The 15,040-nt window shown below is 63.2% G+C and carries 16 protein-coding genes; 14 read left to right on the top strand and 2 right to left on the bottom strand.

Going from position 1 to position 15,040, the window contains the following annotated elements; genetic code table 11:
* Positions 1–8: 8 nt before the first annotated feature.
* The 4 genes from AC0WR5_RS08730 to AC0WR5_RS08715 all read left to right on the top strand — a co-directional run bounded on the left by AC0WR5_RS08730 (position 9) and on the right by AC0WR5_RS08715 (position 4,062).
* The gene (locus AC0WR5_RS08730; RefSeq protein WP_475868265.1) at positions 9–1,019 is read left to right on the top strand and encodes a Fe(3+) ABC transporter substrate-binding protein; all 1,011 of its coding nucleotides are present in this window, start codon (positions 9–11) and stop codon (positions 1,017–1,019) included.
* Positions 1,020–1,199: 180 nt separating this feature from the next.
* Positions 1,200–2,141: a nucleoside hydrolase gene (locus tag AC0WR5_RS08725; protein WP_475868263.1), complete on the top strand. Its 942-nt coding sequence runs from the start codon at positions 1,200–1,202 to the stop codon at positions 2,139–2,141.
* A complete protein-coding gene (locus tag AC0WR5_RS08720) occupies positions 2,138–2,590 on the top strand; it encodes a GNAT family N-acetyltransferase (protein ID WP_475868261.1) in 453 nt (150 codons plus the stop codon). Before AC0WR5_RS08725 ends, AC0WR5_RS08720 begins: the two co-directional genes overlap by 4 nt.
* Positions 2,591–2,631: 41 nt before the next feature.
* Entirely contained in the window at positions 2,632–4,062 is a 1,431-nt protein-coding gene (locus AC0WR5_RS08715; protein ID WP_475868259.1) for a protein adenylyltransferase SelO, read from the top strand.
* A gap of 6 nt (positions 4,063–4,068) precedes the next feature.
* On the opposite strand, the gene AC0WR5_RS08710 is transcribed toward AC0WR5_RS08715, so the two are convergent.
* A complete protein-coding gene (locus tag AC0WR5_RS08710; protein WP_475868258.1) occupies positions 4,069–4,263 on the bottom strand; it encodes a hypothetical protein in 195 nt (64 codons plus the stop codon).
* Positions 4,260–4,664 carry a hypothetical protein gene (locus AC0WR5_RS08705; protein WP_475868256.1) on the bottom strand — a complete coding sequence of 135 codons (405 nt, stop codon included), beginning with the start codon at positions 4,662–4,664 and terminating at the stop codon, positions 4,260–4,262. The genes AC0WR5_RS08710 and AC0WR5_RS08705 overlap by 4 nt, the downstream gene beginning before the upstream one ends.
* 36 nt (positions 4,665–4,700) lie before the next feature.
* Here AC0WR5_RS08705 and AC0WR5_RS08700 point away from each other — a divergent pair, with 36 nt between their 5' ends.
* The 10 genes from AC0WR5_RS08700 to AC0WR5_RS08655 all read left to right on the top strand — a co-directional run bounded on the left by AC0WR5_RS08700 (position 4,701) and on the right by AC0WR5_RS08655 (position 15,039).
* Positions 4,701–5,402 carry an endonuclease/exonuclease/phosphatase family protein gene (locus tag AC0WR5_RS08700; protein ID WP_475868255.1) on the top strand — a complete coding sequence of 234 codons (702 nt, stop codon included), beginning with the start codon at positions 4,701–4,703 and terminating at the stop codon, positions 5,400–5,402.
* A gap of 90 nt (positions 5,403–5,492) precedes the next feature.
* Positions 5,493–6,749 (top strand): cation:proton antiporter, encoded by a 1,257-nt coding sequence (locus AC0WR5_RS08695; RefSeq protein ID WP_475868253.1) that lies wholly within the window; start codon positions 5,493–5,495, stop codon positions 6,747–6,749.
* A 1-nt stretch (position 6,750) separates the two neighbouring features.
* Positions 6,751–7,272, top strand: a complete 522-nt coding sequence (locus AC0WR5_RS08690) for a DUF1697 domain-containing protein (protein ID WP_475868251.1) — start codon at positions 6,751–6,753, stop codon at positions 7,270–7,272.
* A 103-nt stretch (positions 7,273–7,375) separates the two neighbouring features.
* The gene (locus AC0WR5_RS08685; RefSeq protein WP_475868249.1) at positions 7,376–8,236 is read left to right on the top strand and encodes a DMT family transporter; all 861 of its coding nucleotides are present in this window, start codon (positions 7,376–7,378) and stop codon (positions 8,234–8,236) included.
* Positions 8,237–8,431: 195 nt separating this feature from the next.
* On the top strand, positions 8,432–9,523 hold the full coding sequence (locus AC0WR5_RS08680) for an OmpP1/FadL family transporter (RefSeq protein ID WP_475868247.1): 1,092 nt from the start codon (positions 8,432–8,434) through the stop codon (positions 9,521–9,523).
* Between the two features lie 157 nt (positions 9,524–9,680).
* Complete coding sequence (locus AC0WR5_RS08675) at positions 9,681–10,553, top strand: ATPase (RefSeq protein WP_475868245.1); 873 nt, start codon at positions 9,681–9,683, stop codon at positions 10,551–10,553.
* 24 nt (positions 10,554–10,577) lie between these two features.
* On the top strand, positions 10,578–11,525 hold the full coding sequence (gene metA, locus AC0WR5_RS08670) for a homoserine O-acetyltransferase MetA (protein WP_475868244.1): 948 nt from the start codon (positions 10,578–10,580) through the stop codon (positions 11,523–11,525).
* 162 nt (positions 11,526–11,687) lie between these two features.
* Positions 11,688–12,557, top strand: a complete 870-nt coding sequence (gene ppk2 / locus AC0WR5_RS08665; protein WP_475868242.1) for a polyphosphate kinase 2 — start codon at positions 11,688–11,690, stop codon at positions 12,555–12,557.
* The gene (locus AC0WR5_RS08660) at positions 12,550–13,170 is read left to right on the top strand and encodes a TetR/AcrR family transcriptional regulator (protein WP_475868241.1); all 621 of its coding nucleotides are present in this window, start codon (positions 12,550–12,552) and stop codon (positions 13,168–13,170) included. Before ppk2 ends, AC0WR5_RS08660 begins: the two co-directional genes overlap by 8 nt.
* Positions 13,171–13,278: 108 nt before the next feature.
* Complete coding sequence (locus tag AC0WR5_RS08655; RefSeq protein ID WP_475868240.1) at positions 13,279–15,039, top strand: methyl-accepting chemotaxis protein; 1,761 nt, start codon at positions 13,279–13,281, stop codon at positions 15,037–15,039.
* Position 15,040 lies beyond the last annotated feature (1 nt).

Below are 15,040 nucleotides of genomic sequence, written 5' to 3'. Positions count from 1 at the left end.
GGAGTTTCATGTCTGCCCCCCGTTTTGCCCTCGCGACCGCCGCAGCGGCACTTTTCGCCGCGCCGGCCCTGGCCGAGGATGTAAACCTCTATTCCTATCGTCAGCCCGAGTTGCTGGAACCTCTGGTGGATGCCTTCACCGAAAAGACCGGTATCAACGTAAACGTGGCCTTTCTCGACCAGGGCATGGTCGAACGCCTCAAGGCCGAGGGCATGCGTACTCCGGCCGACCTCGTGCTGACGGTCGATATCGCGCGCCTGGCGGCCATCGTGGATGCCGGTGTCACGCAGCCGATCCACGATGCCTACCTCGAAGAGAAGATCCCGGCCGCCTTCCGCGATCCCGAAGGTCACTGGTGGGGCCTGACCTCCCGCGCCCGTATCGTCTATGCCAGCAAGGATCGCGTCGCCGAAGGTGAGGTGACCACCTACGAGGATCTTGCCAATCCGAAATGGGAGGGACGCATCTGCACCCGTTCCGGCATGCATGCCTACAACATCGCGCTCACGGCCGCCTACCTCTATCACCATGGCGAGGATGCCACGAAGGAATGGCTCTCTGCGCTCAAGGGCAACCTGGCGCGCAAGCCACAGGGTAACGACCGGGCACAGGTACGCGCGATTTGGGCCGGTGAATGCGACATTGCCATCGGCAACACCTATTACCTGGGCGAGATGCTGGCCGACCCGGAGCAGCGCGAATGGGCCGAGAGCGTCCGGCCCGTCTTCCCGAACTTCGAAGACGGCGGCGCGCATGTGAACATCTCTGGCATCGCGATGACCAAGGCCGCTCCGAACAAGGAGAACGCGCTGAAATTCATGGAATTTCTCGTTTCGCCCGAGGCACAGCAGATCTATGCTGAGGCGAACTATGAATATCCGATCGTGCCGGGTGTCGAGCCGGCGGAACTGGTCGCGAGCTGGGGGGAATTCACCCCCGATGACGTCAACCTGATCGACCTGGCCCGCCTGCGTCCCGATGCATTGCGCCTTATGGAAGAGGTCGATTTCGACGGCTGACATGCGCTGATTGCAGGGACAACAGGCATCAAAATGCCCTGTCCCTCCAAGGCCATGGCCGTTTCCCGCTCAGCCTGAAGGCACTGCAGGCGGTTTTCCCGCCTGCCACCGCAGCCTACCATGGACATCGCATTGGGCGCGCGCCAAGGTCGCGGCAAAATTTTTCCAAAAGGACAAGATATGGCGCCGCGCAAAATCATCATCGACACGGACCCCGGACAGGACGATGCCGTGGCCATCATGCTGGCCCTGGGCAGCCCCGATGAAATCGAGGTTCTTGGGGTCGTCGCCGTGGCCGGCAACGTGCCACTCGCTCTGACACAGAAGAACGTGCGCATGACCCTCGAGCTGGCCGGACGCACCGATATTCCCGCCTTCGCCGGCTGCGACAAACCGATGAAGCGCCCCCTGAAGACCGCCGAACATGTTCACGGCGCCACCGGCCTCGACGGCCCGGTGCTGCCCGATCCCGAGATGCCGCTGCGGGAACAGCACGGAGTCGACTTCATCATCGAGACCCTGCGCCGCGAACCGGCCGGCACTGTCACGCTCTGCACCCTCGGCCCGCTCACCGACATCGGCACCGTCTTCACCAAGGCCCCCGACGTCGTCGAGAAGGTCCAGGAAGTCGTGATCATGGGCGGCGCCTACTTCGAGGTGGGCAACATCACGCCCGCCGCGGAATTCAATATCTGGGTCGATCCGGAAGCCGCCGAGATCGTGTTCAAATCCGGCGTTCCGCTGACTGTCATGTCGCTGGATGTAACGCACAAGGTGCTCGTCACAGCACCGCGCGTCGCAGCGTTCCGCGACCTGGGAACCCGCGTGGGCATCGCAACCGCCGAGATGCTGGAATTCTTTGAACGTTTCGACGTCGAGAAATACGGCTCCGAAGGCGGGCCACTTCATGACCCGACCGTCACCGCCTACCTGATCAAGCCCGAGCTCTTCGAGGGCCGTCACATCAACGTCGAGATCGAGACCGCCTCGGAACTGACGATGGGCATGACCGTCGCCGACTGGTGGCGTGTGACCGACCGCGCGCCGAACGCAATGTTCATGGGCTCCGTCGATGCAGACGGGTTCTTTGCCCTGCTGGTGGAACGTCTGGGCCGGCTATGACCACTGCCCTGCATCTCGCAAAGGCCGATGACCTGGAGCGCCTGTTGCCGATGGTCACGGCCTGCCACGAGGAGCTCGAGCGCGGATCGACCGATGCCGAAACCTTGCAACTGGCGCTCTCTCCCCTGTTGGAGGGGGCGCCGCACGGTGCGATCTACCTGCTGGGCATGTCCCGCGCGCCTATCGGCTATGCCAGCCTTTCCTTCGGCTGGTCGCTCATGGCGGGTGGTCTTGTCGGCATGATCGACGAAATATGGGTGCGACCCGGGGTGCGGCGTCGCGGCATCGGCACGGAGGTCCTCGGCTCGCTGCCCCGCGCCCTGTCGCAGGCCGGACTGAGCCAGCTGACGATCGAGGTGCCGGCCGACGACGAAAAGACCCGCCGCCTCTACCACCTGGCCGGGTTCCGCGCTCACGGCGGCCGCATGCTGATGTCGCGTCGCTTCTGACCCTCTGGCAATCGGCAGGCAGGGCGACTACCTTCTGGAGCATGGCTCTCGATATCCCCTTCGACAACAGTTTCGCATCCCTTCCACAGGGCTTCTTTGCACGCATGGCACCACGCCAGGCCTCGGCCCCCCGCCTGCTTGCCTTCAATCGTGCACTGGCCGGGGATCTCGGGATCACCGGCACCGAAGACGAGATGACGCTGGCCCAGGCCTTTTCCGGAAACACCCTGCCCGCGGGTGCCGATCCGCTGGCACAGGCCTATGCTGGCCATCAGTTCGGCGGCTTTTCCCCCCAGCTCGGCGACGGTCGCGCACTGCTGATCGGAGAGGTCGTCGACAACAACGGGATCCGACGCGACATCCAGCTCAAGGGATCTGGTCGGACGCCCTTTTCCCGCGGCGGCGATGGCCTTGCAGCCATCGGGCCGGTCCTGCGCGAATACCTCCTTTCCGAGGCCATGCACGCATTCCAGGTGCCCACGACGCGGTCGCTGGCGGCCGTTGCAACGGGCGATGACGTCTATCGCGAAACGCCGCTTCCGGGCGCCGTGCTGACCCGTGTGGCTTCTTCCCACTTGCGCGTGGGCACCTTCGAGTTCTTTGCCGGGCGTCGTGACGAAACCCGCCTGCGGCAATTGCTTGACTATGCCACCGACCGACACTACCCGCGGGCCTCCTCGCCGCTCGACTTCCTCCAACAGGTGATCGCGCGCCAGGCCGATCTCGTCGCGCATTGGCTGTCCCTCGGGTTCATCCACGGCGTGATGAATACCGACAACACTACCATTTCAGGCGAGACCATCGACTATGGCCCCTGCGCCTTCATGGACGCCTACCATCCGCAGACGGTCTATTCCTCCATCGACCGGCAGGGCCGCTATGCCTACGACAATCAACGCCACGTGTTGCCCTGGAACATGGCCCAGCTGGCCTCGGCCGTCCTGCTCCTCGAGAAGGATCCCGAAGCCCACCTGGATGTCTACACTCAGGCCGTGCATGCCATGCCGGGGCTGATAGACGCTGCATGGCTGCGCCACTTCGGCGCCAAGCTGGGCATGGCCGCCCCGACCGAGGCCGATCGGCCGCTGATCGACGAGTTGCTGACCCTGATGACGAACCAGGGTGCGGATTTCACGAATACCTTCCGGGCCCTTTCCACGGGCCATCCAGAGGACGCTACGGCACAGTTCACCGATCCGGCCCCCGTGCGCGACTGGGTGGTGCGCTGGAAGGCGCGCATCGCGCACGAGGATGCACCGGAGGCGCTGATGCAGGACACAAATCCAGCCGTCATTCCGCGCAACCACCAGGTGGAAAGAGCGCTGGCCGCTGCGGCAAATGACGATCTGTACCCCTTCGAGGAGCTGCACCGCGTCCTGGCGACCCCCTTCACACTGGCCGAGGCCGACAAGGCCTATGCCGCCCCTCCGCGCCCTGAGGAAGAAATCACCGCAACCTTCTGCGGAACCTGAGCCTGTTCATTTCTCGCCCTGCTTCAGCCGCTTGAAGCGACTCGGGGTCAGTTTGACGAACTCCGCTATCACCCCGGCACGTCCGCCCGCCCCATAGCGGTTCGCATAGGCAAGCCCGACCGAGGCGCCGGGAAACGCACCCAACCGATCGACGATGTTGTCCGGCATCGTGTCGAACAGGCGGGACTCTTGCATCTTCATGCCAAAAACCTGGTCAATTGCGAAGTCGAAGAGCACCCAAAGGGTGCAGCATTGCGATCGCCCTGGAACATCATGAAGACCAACACAAGGTCGATCATGCCAAAACCGATGGCAGAACCGGCAGGCATCACTCTGGCCCGCCACCAATATCGGTTGTAGACGTCGAAGGCCTCGCCCAGAAACAGGGTGCCCCATATAAAGGCCACGATTGCAGCCAGAAAACCCGGCGGAACCCTGATTTGAATCCAGCGTGCCAGCAAGATCGGAGCCATCGAAAGGACGAGCCTGGCCCGCGCGACATAGGCCAGCAGCGCCCAGCGCATGAGGATCAGGGTTTCCACGATGGAGAACAGCAGCGACAGCCAGATCAGACGTGTCACGATCGTTTGTTCTTTCAGCATGTTGGATTTTCCCAAATTTGAGTGTCACATCGAACCATGAATTCACCGTCGATCCGCATCACCACCTACAACCTGCAAAAATGCGTTGGCATTGACCTGCGCCGCAATCCACGCCGCATCCTCGAGGTGCTCGAGGACACGGAAGCCCAGATTTGCGTTCTGCAAGAGGCGGACAAGCGCATGCCACCGCGCCCAGCGGCCCTTCCCCATGACATGATCAAAGCCGAGAAATGGAAGGTCCTGCCCTTCGGTGCGCCCGGCGGATCGCTCGGATGGCACGGCAATGCGATGCTGGTGCGCGAGGGGATCGAACTCGTGGACACCGACGCCATCGACCTGCCTGGGCTGGAGCCCCGGGGCGCCATCATCGCCGACTTGGATACACCGATCGGGCCACTGCGCGTGATCGGCGTTCATCTCGGGCTGATCGCCCGCTCGCGGCGTCAGCAATGTGCCACGCTGCGTCGCACGATGGAGCGTATGTCGCCCCGCCCCACGGTGGTCGCCGGCGACTTCAACGAATGGGGCAGCGGCGCCGATCTCGACGCGGAACTGACGCACGTGCGCTTTCTGCCCTCTCCGCCGTCCTATCCCTCCGTGCGGCCGGTCGCGCCCCTGGACCGGTTCGGCATCAGCCCGGAGCTGCGCGCCGGCCCCGTGCAGCAACACATGCAGCAACCGGCCCGCATTGCCTCCGACCACATGCCGCTCAAGGTGGACATCTTCCGCGAGGAATGACCGTCACGAACCGCCGGGGAACCGCACGCCGTGGTCCTCGGCAGCCACGCGTGGTAACTCAGGGTCATTCTTCACACGCCGGGCGATTTCATGAGTCTCTTCCAGATTACCTCCCTGCTGATCGTCCTTGCCGCGACCTTCGGCACCATCAACTATTTCTTCCTCAAGCTGCCGTCCTCGATCGGCATCCTTCTGGTAGCGCTCTTTACCTCCGTCACCATGTTGCTGATCGACATGGCCTTTCCCGCCCTTAACCTGGCAGACGAGGTTGGTGGTTTCATCGCCAGCATCGATTTCTCCGACGCCCTGCTCGAGGGGATGCTCGGACTGATGCTCTTTGCGGGCGCCCTGCATGTCAGTCTCTCGGACCTGCGCGCGCAATGGCGCGTCGTCTTGCTCATGGCCACCATAGGCGTTGCGATTTCGACCTTCGTCGTTGGCTTCGGTTTCAGTTATGCCACCGGTATCCCGGTCATAGTCGCCCTCGTCTTCGGCGCCCTGATCTCGCCGACCGACCCGGTGGCCGTCATGGGCGTCCTGAAAGAGACCCACCTTTCCAGGTCCCTCGAAACCCGCATCGCCGGCGAGAGCCTTTTCAATGACGGTGTCGGTTATGTCTTCTTCCTGATCATCGCCGGCATCGCCTTTCCCGAAATGTCCGGAGAAGCAGATCAGAACAGCGGCTTTCTCGGCGCTGCGATGCTCTTCGTCCGAGAGGCCGGCGGCGGGGCTGCTCTTGGCCTGATCCTGGGTTACCTGGTCTTTCGCGTCATGCGCCGGATCGACGATGCCTCGCTCGAGGTCCTGATCACCCTCGCCCTGGCCTTCGGTGGCTATGAACTCGCCGATACTCTAGGCGTTTCCGCGCCGATAATGGCGGTTTGCGCAGGCCTGCTCATCGGCGACATCGGTGCCCGCCACGGCATGACCGAAAACACCCGCACCTATGTCGAACATTTCTGGCACCTCATCGACGAGATCCTGAACGCAATCCTCTTCCTTCTGATCGGCTTCGAGGTCTTCGCCGTGAACTTCAACCAGAGCATCTTTGCGGCTGCCGGGATCGCCATCGTGCTCTCTCTCCTGGCGCGCCTGATCTCTGTCGCTGTGCCCTTTGCCATGCTGCGACAGGTGCGTGACTTCGGCAATGGCACGATCCCGATCATGACTTGGGGCGGCCTCAAGGGTGGCATCTCCGTCGCCCTGGCTCTCAGCCTGCCCGAGAGCGAGTACAAGAACGTGATCCTCGCCGCGACCTATTGTGTCGTCGTCTTCTCGATCCTCGTCCAGGGGCTGACAGTCGGCTGGCTCGCCAAGAAGATCAACCCGCAGCCGGAGCTGATGTGACATGCGCTGGATCGTGCTTCTGCGCGCGGTGAATGTCGGCGGCACGGGCAAGCTTCCGATGGCGGATCTGAGACAGATGCTGAGCATGGCAGGCGCCGGCAACGTCGCGACCTATATCCAGAGTGGCAACATTCTCCTGGATCTCAATGCGACATCCGCCCCGGAAGTAGAGACCTGGTTCGCGGATCAGATCGAAGACAGCTTCGGCTTCCGGCCTGGCGTCATCGCCCTTATGCCGCACCGCCTTGCGCAAACCGTCCGCGCTCAGCCCTTCGGCAACGCTGATCCCAGGCATGTGCACATAGCGTTTCTCTCGGAAGAGGTCCCTGAGGACGCCCCTTCACGGCTGACAGCCTTGTGCACCCAGGGCGAGGTCGTCTGCAGGGGAGATTACTGCCTCTACCTGCACACGCCGCAGGGTATCGGGCGCTCCAAGCTTGCCGGCCGGATCGAACCTGCACTCGGTCATCCCGCAACACTGCGCAACCTGAATTCAGCCACCCGGATCCTCGCCCTCGCCTGATCCGGGTTGCACCTCGGCCTGCACCGTACCAAAACGGGCTGTTGACGATGCAAAGGTCCCCCGAGTGAATTCCAGGTCCGATATCTTCAGAGCCGTGTTTTGGATGAGCGGTGCCATCACCGCCTTCCTGGCAATGGCCCTTGCCGGCCGCGCACTCAGTGCCCAGCTCGATACCTTCGAGATCATGGGATACCGCAGTCTCATCGGGGTCTGCATCATGCTCTGCGTCGTCACCCTGCGCGGCAAGTGGAACGAAATCAGCCTTGATCGGTTCGGCCTTCACATGGTCCGCAACCTGGCGCATTTCACCGGGCAGAACCTCTGGTTCTTCGCCATTACGCTGATCCCCCTGGCCCAGGTCTTCGCTCTGGAATTCACCTCGCCGCTCTGGGTGCTCATCCTCTCGCCGCTCGTGTTGGGCGAACGGCTCACCTCCATGCGAGTTCTCTCGGCGGTGATGGGCTTTGCCGGCATCCTCATGGTCACGCGGCCCGGCGCGGAAACCTTGAACGCAGGTGTCATCGCGGCCGGCATCGCGGCCGTCTTCTTCGCGATCACCACCGTCACTACCAAGCGGCTGACCCGCGACATCACGCCCCTTGGCATCGTCTTCTGGATGACCGCGACGCAGACTGTCTTTGGCGCCGTCTGCGCGGGGTGGGATTTCGACATATCCCTGCCCAGCGCCCAGTCGCTGCCCCTGATGATACTGATCGGCTGCGCCGGCCTCTTCGCGCATTTCTGCGTCACCACGGCGCTATCCTTCGCGCCCGCGACGGTGGTTGTGCCGATCGACTTCACCCGCCTGCCCCTCGCCGCGATCATCGGCGCGCTCTTCCTGAGCGAGCCACTGAACATCTGGGTCTTGCTCGGCGCCGCGGTGATCTTTGCCGGAAACTACCTGAATATCTGGGCGGAAACACGGCCCGGGAACGCCCGCGATTCGCTCGAGACACCACTCTGACACCCCCTCCCGACGGGAACTCTGTGCCGCGAAATCGGCAAGTCTTGCGACCTGCCCGCAACAGTGACGCAGCGGAAATTGCGGTTTACGTAGCCTTATCGCGACGTAAAGCAAAATGGTGGATTGATCAAAGAGGCCGCCTCCCCCTTAGATTGTTTCCTCATATATTGTCACATCTGTAGGGAGGAGATGGACATGAAGGTTATAACAGGCCTCGTGCTCGCAACATGTGGTGCGTCGGCTGCCTATGCAGGCGGTATCGAGCGCACCACCCAATCCGCGATGATCCTCTATGCCGAGGGAGATCGCCTTGAACTCAGCTACGGTTCGGTCATGCCCAGCGTCACCGGGACGGACTTGCTGGGCAACAGCATTCCGAATGTAGCCGGCGACTTTTCCCTGCCGTCCTTCGCGTTGAAGATGGACCTCAGTGATCAGATCGCCGTGGCGCTGATCTACGACAAGCCCTGGGGCGCGGACATCACCTATGCCGGATCCCCGGCATCGACGATGCTCGGTGGAACCATGGCCAAGGCCGAGACGGACACGCTGACTGCCCTGGCCAAGTACCAGTTCAACGAGAACGTCAGCGCCTTTGCAGGTGTCCGCTTCCAGCGCGCCAGCGGCGAGGTTACCCTGGCCGGGCTCGGTTATGGTGCCATCAGCGGTTACAACGTGGTCCTGGGAGAAGCCTCGGGAACCGGCTACGTCATTGGCGCCGCCTACGAGATCCCGGATATCGCCATGCGCGTCGCGCTGACCTACAACTCCGCGATTACCCACGATTTCCCGACGACCGAGAACATCGCGGCAGGCGAATCCACCACCACCAGCAAGACGCCCCCGTCCTGGAACCTGGAGTTCCAGACCGGGATCGCGCCCGACACGCTGCTGATGGGCTCGATCCGCTACGTCAAGCACTCCGAGTTCCAGATCGATCCGGTCGCCTTCACCGCGGCCACCGGCTCCGGGCTCGTGGATCTCGAGGACACCACGACCTACACTCTGGGTGTCGGACGCCGCTTCAATGACAAGCTCTCCGGCTCCATTTCCGTCAGCTACGAGGCCGAGACCGATCCGTTGGTCTCGCCCCTCGCGCCCAGCAACGGCAAGACCGGCATCGCCCTCGGGCTCAGCTACAAGGTCAACGAGCAATTCGAGGTGGCCGGCGGCGTCAGCCAGGTCTGGCTGGGGGATGCAACCCCAGAGACCGCAGACACCGCGCGGGCGACCTTCGATGGCAACACCGCAACGGCGGTCGGACTGAAGTTCACATACCTGTTCTGATCCTCGGGCATGCCCCTGCCGGGCCCGTCGCGGTTATCCGCGGCGGGCCTTCGCTTTTCCGCGGAGGCACCCGATGCGTTAACGTTTTGAATTTGACCCTTCCCGGCACCTCGCCTACCCATGTCCTGATCTGCAATTTCGCCCCGAGGGAAACAGGATGCTCTACAATACCGCGCAGGAATGGCGCGACGCGCCCGAGAAACGCATTCTGCTCTTCGGCATGTCGGGGCTGGGCAAGACCCACGTCTCGAACCTGCTGCGCGATTCCGGTGACTGGTTCCATTTCTCGATCGACTACCGCATCGGCACCCGACACATGGGCGAGCATATTGCCGACAATGCCAAGGCCCACGCCATGAAGGTGCCCTTCCTGCGTGAACTGCTGATGACGGATTCGATCTACATCGGCTCCAACATCACCTTCAACAACCTCAAGCCGCTCTCGACCTACCTGGGCAAGCCCGGCGACCCCGAAAAGGGCGGCCTGCCATTCGAAGAATACATGATCCGTCAGGAGCAGCACCGCCGGGCCGAGATCAACTCGCTTCTGGACACCGAACGTTTCGCGCGCCGGGCCAAGTCTCTCTACGGTTACCCGAACTTCGTCTGCGACAGCGGCGGTTCGATCTGCGAAGTCGTCGATCCCCTGGACCCCGAGGATCCGCTGCTGGAGGCGCTCGACCAGACCGCGCTGATGATCTGGCTCAAGGGCGACGCGCAACATACCGAAGAATTGATACGTCGTTTTGACCGCGCGCCGAAACCGATGTATTACGAACCGGCCTTCCTGCGGCAGGCTTGGGAGGAGTATCTGGCGATGACAGGCGACATGCCCGAAACCGTCGATCCCGATGCCTTCGTGCGCTGGACCTATTCCCGCGCCCTGGCCCACCGTCAGCCGCGGTACGAGGCAATGGCAAGGCGCGGCGTGACCGTGCTCGCGGATGAAATCGCCGCTGTCAGCTCTGCCGAAGAATTCGAAGACCTCATCGCCGCGGCCCTTGCCCGGCGGGAAACAGACCCCACTTAAGCATCCCAGCTTTCAGGACATTCCATGCCTATCAAGATCCCCTCAGACCTGCCTGCCTATGACGTTCTCAGCCGCGAAGGCGTCATGGTCATGTCCGAGGATCAGGCCGCCCGTCAGGATATCCGCCCGCTGCGCATCGGCCTGCTGAACCTGATGCCCAAGAAGATCCAGACCGAGAACCAGTTTGCCCGGCTGATCGGTGCCACGCCACTGCAGATCGAGCTCTCGCTCATCCGCATGACCGAGCATCAGACCAAGAACACCGCCGCCGAACACATGGAGAGCTTCTATCGCCCCTTCGACGAGGTTGCCGCCTCCGGCGAGAAATTCGACGGCTTCATCATCACCGGTGCCCCCATCGAACACCTCGATTTCGAGGACGTGACCTATTGGGACGAGATCTGCCAGGTCTTCGAATGGACCCAGACCAACGTGTTCTCCACCTTCGGCGTCTGCTGGGGCGGCATGGCGATGATCCATTATTTCCACGGTGTTCCGAAGCACCTGCTGCCGGCCAAGTACTTCGGGTGCTACCCGCAGGTGAACCTGGCTCCGGCCTCGCCCTACCTGCGCGGCTTCTCCGATACCTGCACCGTGCCCGTCAGCCGCTGGACCGAGATCCGCCAGGACGACGTGATGATGGCCGCCGGCCTGCACACCCTGCTCGGCAACGAGGACACCGGGCCCTGCCTGATCGAGGACCCGAACCACCGCGCGCTCTATGTCTTCAACCACTTCGAATACGACAGTGACACGCTGAAGCAGGAATACGACCGCGATGTCGCCTCGGGCAAACCGATCGACGTGCCGATCAACTACTTCCCCGACGACGACCCCACCCAGCGGCCCCTGAACCGCTGGCGCAGCCACGCGCACCTGCTCTACGGCAACTGGATCAATTCGATCTACCAGGATACGCCCTACGACATCCGGCAGATAGGTACGCCACAGGCCGAGCTTGCCGCCGGCTGATCCGGCTTTTCCGCCGCGCAACAGCCCGTCCCGTCGGCCTGCCCTCTGGATTGCCCGCGCCAGATGACTTAAGTCATTTGGAACGCGGCAATTTGCGGCACCTTCCGCGGCGCCGACGCACGGCCTGGCCGGGAGCACTTCCCGGAAACAAGGGGAAACGGTATGGATCTGCCCTTCGATGGCGCCATCAGCGCCTATTACCGGAAAGAGGCGCCCGAAGAGGTACGCCAGGCGATCCAGTCCGCCGACAGCCACGACATCCTTGCCGAGGGCTATCCCTATACCGAGAAGATATCTGCCAAGGACTACGTGGAAGAGCTCCTCGAGCTTCAGATCGAGCTGGCCAAGATGCAATCCTGGGTGCGGGATTCCGGTGCGCGGGTGATCTGCATCTTCGAGGGCCGCGACGCCGCCGGCAAGGGCGGCACGATCAAGCGGTTCCGTGAGCACCTCAATCCCCGCGGTGGCCGCCTCGTGGCGCTTGGCACACCGAACGAGCGCGAACGGGGCGAATGGTATTTCCAGCGCTATATCGAGCAGCTTCCGACACGGGGCGAGATCGTCTTCTTCGACCGCTCCTGGTACAACCGCGCCGTGGTCGAACATGTCTTCGGCTTCTGCACCCCGGAGGAGCGCGAGAAATTCTTCGTCCAGGTCCCTGCCTTCGAGAAGGCGCTGGTCGACGAGGGCATCTACTTCTTCAAGTTCTGGCTCAACGTCGGGCGGGCCGAACAGCTGCGCCGTTTCCTCGATCGCGAGCAGAACCCGCTCAAGCAATGGAAGCTCAGCGCCATCGACGTCGAGGGCCTGAAGAAGTGGGATGACTACTCGAACGCCATCCAGGAAATGTTCGCCCGCACCCACAGCACCTTTGCGCCCTGGACGGTGATCCAGTCCGACGACAAGCGCCGCGCCCGTCTTGCGGCGATCCGTCGCGTGCTCAGCGTGATGGACTACGACCTGAAATCGGCCAGGGCCATCGGGCAGAGCGACGGCAAGATCTGCGGCGGTCCTGACATCTGGCATGCATAAGAAACGCGGATATCATCACGGCAACCTGCGCCAGGCGCTGGTCGAGGCCGCTCTCGAGCTGATCGAGGAAAAGGGCCCCACCGGCTTCACCCTCTCCGAGGCGGCCAAGCGCGCGGGCGTGACCCCCGCCGCCGTCTATCGCCACTTCGAGGGCCGAGAGGACCTGATCGCAGAGGCAGCGCGCCAGGGCTACGAGATCTTTGCCGACGTCATCGAATACGCCTACCAGAAGGGGCAGCCCTCGGCCCTGGCCGCCTTCGAGGCCACGGGCCGCGCCTATCTCGCCTTTGCACGGAAGTATCCCGGCCATTACATCGCCATGTTCGAGAGCGGGATCTCGGTGAACCGTACACCGGAACTCGCCGCCGTGGCCCAGAAGGCCTGGCAGGGCCTGGAAAAGGCGGCCGAGGATCTTTCCCGCCACATCCCGCCCGAAAAACGCCCGCCCGCCTCCATGTTCACTGCCCATATCTGGGCGCTCAGCCATGGCGTGGTGGAACTCTTCGCGCGGAATTCCCCTGGCACCAAGAGCCCATACCCCCCCGAGGATCTTCTCGAAAGCGGCATTGGTGTCTACCTGCGCGGCCTCGGCCTGATCGAAGCCGACAATTAGAGACGTTAAGCGGCAGGAAAGGTAGTTCTGTCACTCATGCTCCGGATCCATGTGCTTCCGGGGGCTCCCTTGTCCATTTTCAGGCCATTCCTTTCCGACGGAGTAGACGTGACCGGCGCGTCCCTTGGGCCACGCTTCGAAAGGCACCGCCGATTTGCCGCCGGGGTCGTGACCTGGGTGTGCATCCTCTCGGTGCTTGCGGTCGCGGGCGCCTCCCTGCTGATCGGGAACGGCACCTTCTGGCCCGTCACCGTCGCCAGTGTGATCTTGGCTTGTATAGCCGTCGGCGCCGGGCGTCTGCCCGGCCCCCAGAGCCGTGTGGTGATCTCCCTGGCCCTGATCGGGCAGTGCATCCTGTTGAATGCCGCGATGATCGGCCATCCGATGCAGCCCGACAGCCACATGCTCTATTTCACCGCGCTGACGGCCATCGCGATGCTCAGTTCCCGTCCCGCGCTCATTGCCTCTGTCGGGCTGATCGTGGCACACCATCTCCTCGCGACCCTGTTGCTGCCACAAATCGCCTTCCTCACTTCCGGCATCTCCTTCAATCTCTTCCGCAGCAGCTTCCACGCCGTTGCGGTGCTCCTTGCGGTCGTGAACCTTTACATGATCGTCCAGATCCGCCTGGTTCAGACGATCTACTCCGAACGCCGCGCCCAGAAGCTCGAGGACACCATGGCCGAGGTGCAGGAGGCCCTGAAGGAGGCGCAGCGTCAAAAGGAGGACGCGGAAAAGGCAAGGAAGCGCGCCGAGGAGGCCACCGCCGAGGCCCTCCAGGCCGGCCGCGAAGTCGAGGAGGCCCTGCGCCGCTCCGAGGAAAACGCCGCCGCTGCCCGCAATGCCGAGGAAGAGACCGCGCGCACCCGTCTCAGGCACGAGCAGGAGGTGGAGGAGGTCATCGCCCACCTGCAGGAGAAGCTCGCCAGCGTCGCCCGCGGTGACCTGACCACCCGCATCGACCGCCCTCTGCCCCCCGCCTTCTCCGACCTTTCGCAGAGCTTCAACGTCGGCATCGCACGACTGGAAGAGGCGATCACAGCCGTGCAGGCCGAGGTCGACTCGATCCAGACTCAGTCGCAGGAGATCAATTCCGCCGCAGAGAGCCTCGGCCATCGCACCGAGCAGCAGGTGCACACCCTGACCGAGGCCGCGGCCACCCTCCAGCAGCTGACCACCCTGATCAAGGACGTGGCCGCCGACACCGGCGCCGCCCGGACCGCGACAGAGGAAACCCAGGAAGAGGCCGCCTCCGGCAACGAGGTCATGGAACGCACCGTGTCTGCCATGGACCAGATCGAGGGCTCCTCCTCCGAGATTCGCAAGATCATCACCGTGATCGACGACATCGCCTTCCAGACCAACCTTCTCGCCCTCAATGCAGGTGTCGAGGCCGCGCGGGCCGGCGAGGCCGGGCGTGGCTTCGCCGTCGTCGCCAACGAGGTGCGCGCCCTGGCACAGCGCTCCTCCGAGGCCGCCAAGGAGATCGACGCCCTGATTAACAGCGGCGCGGATCACGTCAATCGCGGAGTCGAGCTGGTCAAGACCACCGGCGCCGCCCTGGCCAGCATCCGCAACGCCGTGGAACAGACCGCAGGGCGGATGCAGGCCGTCGCCGATGCCACCTCTGACCAGTCCAAGGGTCTGAGCGAAGTGAATGCCGCTATTTCCGAGCTGGAAGTCTTTGCCCAGCAGAACGCCGCCATGTTCGAAGAAACCCTCTCGGCCAACACCCTGCTCTTTGAAACCGCACGCGGCCTCTCGGAACGCGTCGGCCAGTTCTGCACCAACCAGAGTGTCGGCGGCCTGACCCGCCGGACCATTTCCAATCGTGGGGGCGCGCCCCGGGCCGACCTCAGGCGCGCCTGAT

Source organism: Pseudooceanicola sp. DL12, from assembly GCF_056270665.1.
Note: the sequence above shows the minus strand (reverse complement) of the source record. Positions and strands in the feature narration are given on the sequence as shown.